Raw genomic sequence first — 8,321 nt, 5'->3', positions numbered from 1 at the left:
GAAGGTCTCGGGGTACACCCCGGTCCGCCGCTTGAACTGCTGACGGTTCATCTTTAGTGCCCGGTCCAGTCGCTCGTGTCCCACCCTGCCAGCTTAACCACCCACTTTCGCAGGAGGTCTAGTCATCCTAAGGAAGTTACAGAACCTAACGGAACTTCAGGCATCAGACTCGTTAGGATCTACAACACGTATAAAGGGTACCCTGTGAGGGGTACCCAAATTCTATTCTGTTCGCTGCCTATCTTCGACGCACCCACGCCCACGCCGTCGGCAGCAGCAGGGCGGCGAGGCCGAGTTTCAGGGCGTCGCCGAGGAGGAAGGGCGTGAGGCCAGCGTTCAGGAGGGCCTGACCCTTCAGGCCGGTGGTGGCGCTCAGCCAGGGCAACCCCAGGCCGTAGATCACCACGCTGCCCGCCAGCATGGCGAGGGTGGTGCCGCGCACGGTACGGTCCAGGGCGTACCGCTGGGCGAGCCAGCCGACCAGGCCAGCGGCGAACACGTAGCTCAGCAGGTAGCCGCCCGTGGGGCCGACGAACTTGGCAAGGCCCGCGCTGCCCCCCGCGAACACGGGCAGGCCCGCCGCCCCGGCGAGGAGGTACGTGGTCAGGCTCGCCGCACCCCGCTTCCAGCCCAGCGCGGCGCCGACGAGCAGCACGGCGAGCGTCTGGAGGGTGACGGGCACGGGCTTCAGCGGCAGTTCGACCTGCGCGACGAGGGCGACGAGGGCCGCGCCGCCGAGGATCAGCAGGAGGTCACGGGTCAGGCCGTGCGCGGGGGCAAGCGTGCGGGAGAGGGTGGGGTAGACGGATGCGGCTCGGGTCATGGCTGTTCCTCCGGTGAGTGGGGTGGGGTGAGAGGACCGACAAGCTGAACGTCGCCCGCGTGGACGGTAACGGGGGGGCCGCCGGGCGGACGGACGACGAGGCCCCCCTGCGCGTCGAGGTCCACGGCGGTCCCGGTGATCTCGCCGCGCCCGGTCACGACACGCACCTCCCGCCCGAGGATGACGCTTGCGCCCCGCCACGCCTCCAGCACGTCAGCAGGCGGCGCGGTGAGCCAGCGTTCCAGCTCGGCGAGGACGCGGGCGAGGAGGGCAGCGCGGGTGATGCCGGGCAGGACTTCGGCGAGGTGGGCGGCCCCGGGCGGCGCGGCGGTGACGTTGACGCCGATGCCCAGGACGGCGCGGCGGGCCTCCTCGCCCCGCAGGTCGGCTTCGAGCAGGATGCCCGCGAGCTTGCGCCCGTCAGGCGAGAGCAGATCGTTGGGCCACTTCAGCCCGCCGACGCCGCACGCGGCCTGGAGGGCGACCCCCGCCGCCAGCGGCATCAGGGCGAGGTCGGGGAGGGGCAGGGGACCGTCGAGCAACACGCTGAACACCAGCGTCCCATGCGTCGTGTCCCAGGCCCGCCCCCGTCTCCCCCGCCCGGCGGTCTGCTGTTCCGCGACAACGACCGCGCCGTGGGAGGCCGGGGCCTGAGCATCATCTGCCCACGCCCGCACCTCGTCCTGCGTGCTGCCGACCGTGCCCGCGTAGCGCATCGCCCGCCCGAAGACGCCCGCGACGGGCACGAGCTGCGGCGCGGGCGTGCCCGGCTCCAGCGCGTACCCACCCCGCGTGGTGACGACGGGCACGCCGCCTTCCGCGAGCCGCCGCGCCAGGGTGTTCACCGTGACGCGGCCCACGCCCAACCGCGCTCCCAACGCCTCCCCGGACTGGGGCTGATCGGTGAGCAGCGGCAGGAGTCGGGCGGGCACGTTCAGCACTATGCGGGGAAGGGGTGAACGAAGGCAAGGCGGGAGGCTTGTCGAAGCGGTCCCCTTCCACAGGCCACGAGCGACAAGCCACCCGCCAGAACCGTGACGCCCGCGTCAGGCCCCCGTCACCCCTTTTGCTATGCTCGACCCATGACGATGGTGCGGCAAACCCGGCAGCGGCAGGCGGTGATCGAGGTGCTTCGGGCGTCTCGGGAGCATCCGGACGCGGCCTGGATTCACGGGCAGGTGCGGGGGCGGCTGCCCCACGTGAGCCTGGGGACCGTGTACCGCACGCTCGACGCCCTGGTGCGCGACGGGGTGGTCGTGACCATCGAGCGCGCCGGGCAGGCCACCCGCTACGACTACAAGCACGAGGGAGAGGACCACCACCACGCGGTCTGCCGCGGCTGCGGCGCGATCTTCGACGTGGACGCGGAGGCGATGCCGTGCATCCCGGTGGCGGCCCTCCCGCCCGGCTTCCAGGTCACCGAGGTCCGGCTCGAATTTATGGGCCTGTGCCCCGACTGCACGCCCCAGCCCAGCGCCGGGGGCTGAACGCCTCAGACTTTCCAACCCCGTCCCTCGCGGCGGGGTTTTCTTGTGCCGCGTCCCCGTTGCCGTGTGCTGGGCGGCGGGCGAAGTACCGTGGCCCTGAACATCCAAGCCAGGGCAACACCGCGCGAAGGGGGCAGGGCATGGGAGACACCGGGGTCTCGGCAGGGCGTGGGCAGAAGGTGGGGCGGGAGGCGTGACGGCCCTCGCGGCGGTGCTGGCGCTTGTGCTCGCCGTCTGGGCGCTCGTCCGCGCGGCACGGGTGGATCGGCGGGCAGAGGCCACCCGCGAGGAGGTGCGGCGGCTGCGGGAGGGGCAGAAGGCGCTGCGGGCGGAACTCGCTCGGCTGCGGGGGCCTTCGGCTGAGCCCGCCGGGGCCGAACACGTAGAGCAGACGTTCCCCCCTCCCCCGGTGTGGCCCGAGGACGTGCCCGCCGCCCCACCCCGCCCGACCCGGCCACGCGGCCCCTCGCTGTGGGACCCTGCCTACAGCCGGGCGCGGATCAGCGTGATCGGCGGGGTGCTCGTGCTGGGCGGGCTGGCCTTCACCCTGCGGGAACTCGGGGCGCCGGGGTGGACGCGGCTGCTGGCGGTGTTCGCCTTCGGGGCGCTGTTGTACCTCAATGCGCGGCGGGTGCCGTGGCCGGTGTCGGGCGCCCTGCGCGGGCTGGGGTACGGGGTGACGGCGCTCGGGATCGGCAGCCTCGCGCAGGCCCTGCCGGACACCTGGGGGCCCGGCGTGGTGATGGCGGGGCTGCTCGGGCTGAGCGCCGTGCTGCTGTGGGACGGGCGGCGGCGGGGCGAACCCCTGCTCGGCGCGCTGGCGGTGCTGGGGGCGGGGCTCTCGACGTGGATGCTGACGGACGACCTTGGGCAGGCGTCCATCCCCGCGGCGGGGGCGGTGCTGCTCCTGGCGGGGGTGGCCGTGTCGCGGGGAAGCGCCCAACTCCGGGCGTCGGAGGCAGACCTCGCCGAGGAACCGGCGAACCCGCCCCGAACCGCCCTCGCGCTCACCCTCGGAGCCGCGGGGCTGGTGCCGGTGGGGTGGATCGTCGCCTCGGTCGGTCACGCGGACCCGGAGTTGCTGCTCGCCCGGGGGGAAGCGTTCGTCGCACAGGTCCTGGCCCTCTCCGGCGAAGTCTTCCCCGGCCTGCTCGCCTGGCTGGCGTTCAGCCTGCTGGCCCTCTCCCCGGCCCTGGCGCTGCTCGGGCGGCGGGAACGGGGGGAGGCGGGGGGTCCGGTGCCTGCCCTCGCGGCGTGGGCCACGCTGGGGCCACAGGTGCTCGTGGCCGCCGCGACAGGGACGGCGCTTTCGACCCGGGGCAGCCTCCATCCCCTCGTCCTGGGGCTCGCGCTCGCCCCGCTCCTTCCCCTCGCGCTCGCCGCCCGGCACGCCTGGGGACAGAGGCTGGGACCCGCCGAGGCCGGGGACGCGGACGCCTCCTTGACGGGCACGGTCGCGGGCAGCCTCACCGCCGCCGCCACGGGGGTCGCGGGGGCGGTGGCCCTCGGCCTGCTCGGCGCGCGGACCCAACCCGCCGCCCTGAGCGGGATCGCGCTCGCCCTGCTGATCGTTGGGCTCAGCGCCCGCAGCCGGGGCTGGCTGACGGCGGGCGCGGCGGGCCTGGGGCTGAGCGCGCTGTGGGGCGCGGGCGCGGCGGGTGAAGGCTGGGGAGCAGACCCCCTGCGGGCGGCCCTGCTGGGCGCGGTTCCGGCCGTCATAGGGCTGCTTGGTGCCCTGCGGACCGCGCGGGACCCCTGGGCAGGTGCTCCCCGCGCGGAGATCGGTCCGGATGCCTCCGGCACGCCGCCCGCTTCCGGGCGGACGGCTCCGCTCCTCGCCGGGGGGTGCGGCGCCTTGCTCATGGCGGCGCTTCAACCGGGGGGCGTCCTCTCTCTCGGGCTCGCCGCGGCAGCTTTCGCGGGGGGGCTGTGGTGGCTCCGGAGGGAGGAACAGCGGCCCGGCGGCGCACAGACCCCGACCGACTCCCTTCACACGACGCTCTTCTGGGCGCTCGCTCCCGGAGCCGCCCTGGGCGCCCTGCTGCTCCTCGGGACGGCGGAGGACACCGGGCTCCCCAGGCTGGCCGCCTGCCTGATCAGCCTCCTCACGGCGGGCTCGCTTCTGGGCGCGGCACGGGCGGGCGGTCGGGCGCGCGGCCTCGCCGAAGTCGCCGGACTCGTCCTCCTCGCCCTGGCGCTGGGCGTGGTCTGCGTGACGTGGCTCCCCGCGCTGGGGGTGCCGGGGGCGCTGGCCCTGACGGCGGGGCTGACGGTGCCCCTGCGCCCCGTGTGGGGGTGGGAGCGGCTGGACGTGGGGCTCGGCCTGGGCCTGCTCGCCGCGCTCGTCGCCCTGGTGGAGGGCGTGTGGAGCGGCACCTCCCCCGTTCCGGTCCCCGGTGTGTTCCTCCTGAGCCTCGTCTGGGCCCTGACCCGCACTCCGGGCGGCTTGCGGATGCTGACCGAGCTCGGTCCAGATACCGCCACCCCCCAGCGGCCCCCCGCGCAGGCCCTCTGGCTGGCCGCGCTGCTGCTCGTGGGGCTGCTCTCGCTCGGCGCGGGGCTGGACCCGTCGGTGGAGGGGCTGCGGCCCTGGCTGGCCCTGTCCAGCCTCGCGGTGCTCGGGGTCGGGCTGTGGGCCTGCGTGGGGGCGCACCGGGCGGCGCGGCAGGGGACGGACGGCGGGCCCCGCCCCCTGTGGGACACCGGCCTCGCGCTCGTCGTGGCGGGGGGTGTCAAGGGGGCCCTGCTCGACGCGCCGACGATGGACAATTCCGGGGCGGCGGTGGGCGTGGCCGTGCTCGTGACGGGGCTGAGCCTGCTCGCGGTGGCGATCCTGGCGCCCCGGCCTCCCGCCGCCGGGGGCGGAGTCGGCCCCGGGGAGGAGGGCCCCTTTGTCCCCCCGCCCCCGCGCTAGCCTGCCCGCATGACCGCGTTCGTCCGCCCCGCCCGACCGCTCTCGCCCCTGGTCATCTTCCTGCTGGGGTGGGGAATCGGCGTGGGGGTGTTCCTGCTCGTGCGGGGGGCGGGGCTCGCGCTGCTGTCCGGGCCCTGCGAGGGCCGCACCACCCTGGCCCTGCTCGCGCCGCTGCTGCTGGGGCCGGGGGGGCTCGCCTTCACCGCCTCGAACTGGGCGCGGCCCCGGCGGGCGGCCCTGGGGCTGGGGCTCGTCGTGGCGTCCTTCCTCCCGGCGCTGGCGGTCGGGGCGCGGGACATCGGCGTGCTGCGCGCGACCGGGTGCGCGGGCGGGTACGTGGTCGTCACCCCGGCCTCGGGCGGGAAGTCGGTGTCCGAACTGGGCGTGCGGGCGGGGCAGACCCTGAATTTCACCGCGCGGGTGGGCGGCTACACCCCCCAGACCCACCCCGGCGAGTTCCGCCTGAGCACCCGCAGCCCCGCGCCCGGGATCAGCCTCACCCTGCAAGGCGCCCGCGCGCGGGCGGGCGAGAGCGTGCCGCTGCGCCTGACGGTGACTCCGAACACGCCGCCGAACACCTACACGCTGGGGGTGCAGGCCACCCAGGAGAGCGGTGGGCAGACGTATACGGCGGAGGGCACCCTGACGGTGAACGTCTTGCGCTGAGGGCCGGGGTTCGGGCGCAGGAGCCCCGGTTTTCCTCTCAGGGGAGTTGACTGAGAGGGGAGCCAGGGACGGACGTCGACCTCCGGAGAACCTCTGCTGTTGCCTCCCCTGGAAGGGAGGTGGCCCGGAGGGCAGGGAGTCGCAGGGGTCAGGCGGGCCGGGGGGACTTCCGGGCACGCCCCGGAAGCGGGGGAGCGGGTAGGCTGATGGGTGTGAACGTGGCCGAACTCTCCAGCCTCAGCCTCCAGACCTTCCTCACCATGCTGGTGGTGATGGACCCCGTGGGCCTGGCCCCGATCTTCCTGGGGCTCGCCGGGAACCGCCCGAGTTTTGAGCGGCGGCGGGTGGCGGTCAAGGCGACGCTGGTGGCGGGCGGCATCATCCTGGCTTTCGCGCTGTTCGGGCGCGAACTCCTCGGGCACCTGGGGATCAGCCTCAGCGCCTTCCGGGTGGCGGGGGGCATCCTGCTGTTCCTGATCGCGCTCGATATGGTCTTCGCCCGCCCCAGCGGCAGCCGCGAGAACCCCGACGAGGAGCGCGAGGCGCAAGACCGGCCCGACATCAGCGTCTTCCCCCTCGCCATCCCCCTGATCGCCGGGCCCGGCACGCTGGCGAGCATCATGATCCTCGCCGGGGACGCGCACGGCAGCCCGGCCCTGCTGGCGGCGGTGTTGTTCGTGACCTCCTTCGTGCTGCTGCTGTGCTACCTCGCCCTGCGGCTGAGCGGGCAGATCGCGCGGGTGATCGGGCTGACGGGCGTGCATGTGGTGACGCGGGTGCTCGGGGTCTTGCTCGGCGCGCTCGCCGTGCAGTACGTGGCGGACGGGGCGCTGGAGTTCGTGCGGGGGGAGGCGGGGCGGGCGCTGGCGGGGCTGGGGGCGCGCGGGTAAGTCTGTCCTTACGGCTTGCTAAGCCACACGGCGCAACATTCCCCATCCAGTGGCGCTCTAGAATGCCGCCGTGAATCCCACAACGAGCGTGACGAGAGAGGAGGCGCGCGGGATGCGCGTGGCGGCGGACCTGAACGCCCCACGGGTCCTCGTCCTGAACGCGTCGTACGAGCCCCTGCACGTGACGAGCGCCAAGCGCGCCATCACGCTCGTCCAGTACGGGGTCGCCGAGGTGCTGGAGGCGAGCGACGACGTGGTGCGCTCGCCCTCCACGGTGCTGCGCGTGCCCAGCGTGATCCGGCTGAGGCGCTACGTCCGCCGCCCGCGCGTGCACCCGGTCCCCTTCAACCGCCGCAACGTCCTGCGCCGGGACACCTTCGCCTGCCAGTACTGCGGGGCGCCCGAGGACCTCACCCTCGACCACGTGATGCCCCGCTCGCGCGGCGGGCGCCACGGCTGGGAGAACGTCGTCACCGCCTGCCGGGGCTGCAACCAGCGCAAGGGCAACCGCACCCCCGACGAGGCCGGGATGCCGCTCAGAACCCGCCCCCGTGCCCCCACCTTCGGCGTCTACGCCCACGGCCAGTTCGCCCACTGGCAAGACGAGTGGGCCAAGTACATCTACGACCGGGGCTGAGTTCACGTGAGGAAAGAGGGGAAAGGAATCTACGCCTTCCCCCTCTTTTTCCCGGCGACACCTCAAGCGCGTCCGCGTGAATGGAAAGCCTCGTCCCGTCGGGCACGTGTTCTCCGTCCCCGGCGCCCAGTGAAGACGAGGGCGTCCCGCGCGGTGAGGTTGCGGGCGGAACCCCTCTAGACTGGGGCATGAACCGCGCCGAGGCCTACGCCCTGATGCTGGAGCACACCCCCTCCGAGTCGCTGCGGCGGCACATGCTCAACGTCGAGGCCGCGATGCGCTGGCACGCCCGGTTGTGGGGCGAGGACGAGGAGTTGTACGCGGTGACGGGCCTGCTCCACGACTTCGACTACGAGGGGCACCCGGCGCAGCACCCGACCTGGGGCGTCGCCTTCTTGCGCGAGCACACCGACACGCCGCAAGAGGTCCTCGACGCGATCCTGGGCCACGCGACCTCCACGGGCGTCCCGCGCGAGACGCGGCTGGCGAGGACCCTCTTCGCGGTGGACGAACTCACCGGCCTCGTGCAGGCGGCGGCGCTGATCCGCCCCGACCGGGACGTGCGGGCCGTCGAACCCGGCAGCCTGAAGAAGCGGTTTCGCAACCGCGCCTTCGCGGCGGGCGTGAACCGCGAGGAGGTGGAACAGGGCGCCCGGGAACTCGGCGTGGACCTCGACACCCACCTCGCCAACGTGCTGCGGGCGGTGCAGGAACTCGGGCCGGACGCGCTGGCGTCGGCGCCTCCCTCCACGCGCTGAGCCGGGGGCCTGTTCGTGGCCCCCCAGGCATGTGAAGAACACATAGAGATGAAGCTCAGCCGAAGTGGCGGGGGGGCCCGCAGCATGTGAGGCGCTTGGTGGCTGCCCCGGCGGGCGGCCGCACGACCCGCACGACCAAGGAGACC

General features: G+C 74.0%; 8 protein-coding genes. 6 read left to right on the top strand and 2 right to left on the bottom strand.

From position 1 onward, the window contains the following. Positions 1–238: 238 nt before the first annotated feature. Positions 239–823, bottom strand: coding sequence for a biotin transporter BioY (locus IC605_RS19985; protein WP_216328268.1), 585 nt, complete (start codon positions 821–823; stop codon positions 239–241). Continuing rightward, positions 820–1,755 carry a biotin--[acetyl-CoA-carboxylase] ligase gene (locus tag IC605_RS19980; protein WP_216328266.1) on the bottom strand — a complete coding sequence of 312 codons (936 nt, stop codon included), beginning with the start codon at positions 1,753–1,755 and terminating at the stop codon, positions 820–822. The genes IC605_RS19985 and IC605_RS19980 overlap by 4 nt, the downstream gene beginning before the upstream one ends. 150 nt (positions 1,756–1,905) lie before the next feature. On the opposite strand from IC605_RS19980, the gene IC605_RS19975 reads away from it, so the two are divergent. From IC605_RS19975 to IC605_RS19950, 6 genes are all read left to right on the top strand, one after another. Continuing rightward, the gene (locus IC605_RS19975; protein ID WP_216328265.1) at positions 1,906–2,310 is read left to right on the top strand and encodes a Fur family transcriptional regulator; all 405 of its coding nucleotides are present in this window, start codon (positions 1,906–1,908) and stop codon (positions 2,308–2,310) included. 193 nt (positions 2,311–2,503) lie between these two features. Continuing rightward, entirely contained in the window at positions 2,504–5,224 is a 2,721-nt protein-coding gene (locus tag IC605_RS19970; protein ID WP_216328263.1) for a hypothetical protein, read from the top strand. Between the two features lie 9 nt (positions 5,225–5,233). Beyond that, on the top strand, positions 5,234–5,890 hold the full coding sequence (locus IC605_RS19965; RefSeq protein WP_216328261.1) for a hypothetical protein: 657 nt from the start codon (positions 5,234–5,236) through the stop codon (positions 5,888–5,890). Positions 5,891–6,096: 206 nt separating this feature from the next. Further along, positions 6,097–6,780 carry a MarC family protein gene (locus IC605_RS19960; RefSeq protein WP_216328259.1) on the top strand — a complete coding sequence of 228 codons (684 nt, stop codon included), beginning with the start codon at positions 6,097–6,099 and terminating at the stop codon, positions 6,778–6,780. A 112-nt stretch (positions 6,781–6,892) separates the two neighbouring features. Beyond that, the gene (locus IC605_RS19955; RefSeq protein ID WP_216328279.1) at positions 6,893–7,417 is read left to right on the top strand and encodes an HNH endonuclease; all 525 of its coding nucleotides are present in this window, start codon (positions 6,893–6,895) and stop codon (positions 7,415–7,417) included. Between the two features lie 188 nt (positions 7,418–7,605). Then, on the top strand, positions 7,606–8,175 hold the full coding sequence (locus IC605_RS19950) for an HD domain-containing protein (protein ID WP_216328257.1): 570 nt from the start codon (positions 7,606–7,608) through the stop codon (positions 8,173–8,175). Positions 8,176–8,321: the final 146 nt, after the last annotated feature.

It is taken from the genome of Deinococcus aestuarii (assembly GCF_018863415.1).
Taxonomy (GTDB): Bacteria; Deinococcota; Deinococci; order Deinococcales; family Deinococcaceae; genus Deinococcus; species Deinococcus aestuarii.
This window is presented reverse-complemented; position numbering and strand designations above follow the sequence as displayed.

Bases quoted from the DNA above. Each gene is read 5' to 3' on its own strand.
- IC605_RS19985 (WP_216328268.1), bottom strand. From the start codon at position 823: ATGACCCGAGCCGCATCCGTCTACCCCACCCTCTCCCGCACGCTTGCC.
- IC605_RS19950 (WP_216328257.1), top strand. From the start codon at position 7,606: ATGAACCGCGCCGAGGCCTACGCCCTGATGCTGGAGCACACCCCCTCC.
- IC605_RS19960 (WP_216328259.1), top strand. From the start codon at position 6,097: ATGGGTGTGAACGTGGCCGAACTCTCCAGCCTCAGCCTCCAGACCTTC.
- IC605_RS19965 (WP_216328261.1), top strand. From the start codon at position 5,234: ATGACCGCGTTCGTCCGCCCCGCCCGACCGCTCTCGCCCCTGGTCATC.
- IC605_RS19955 (WP_216328279.1), top strand. From the start codon at position 6,893: ATGCGCGTGGCGGCGGACCTGAACGCCCCACGGGTCCTCGTCCTGAAC.
- IC605_RS19975 (WP_216328265.1), top strand. From the start codon at position 1,906: ATGACGATGGTGCGGCAAACCCGGCAGCGGCAGGCGGTGATCGAGGTG.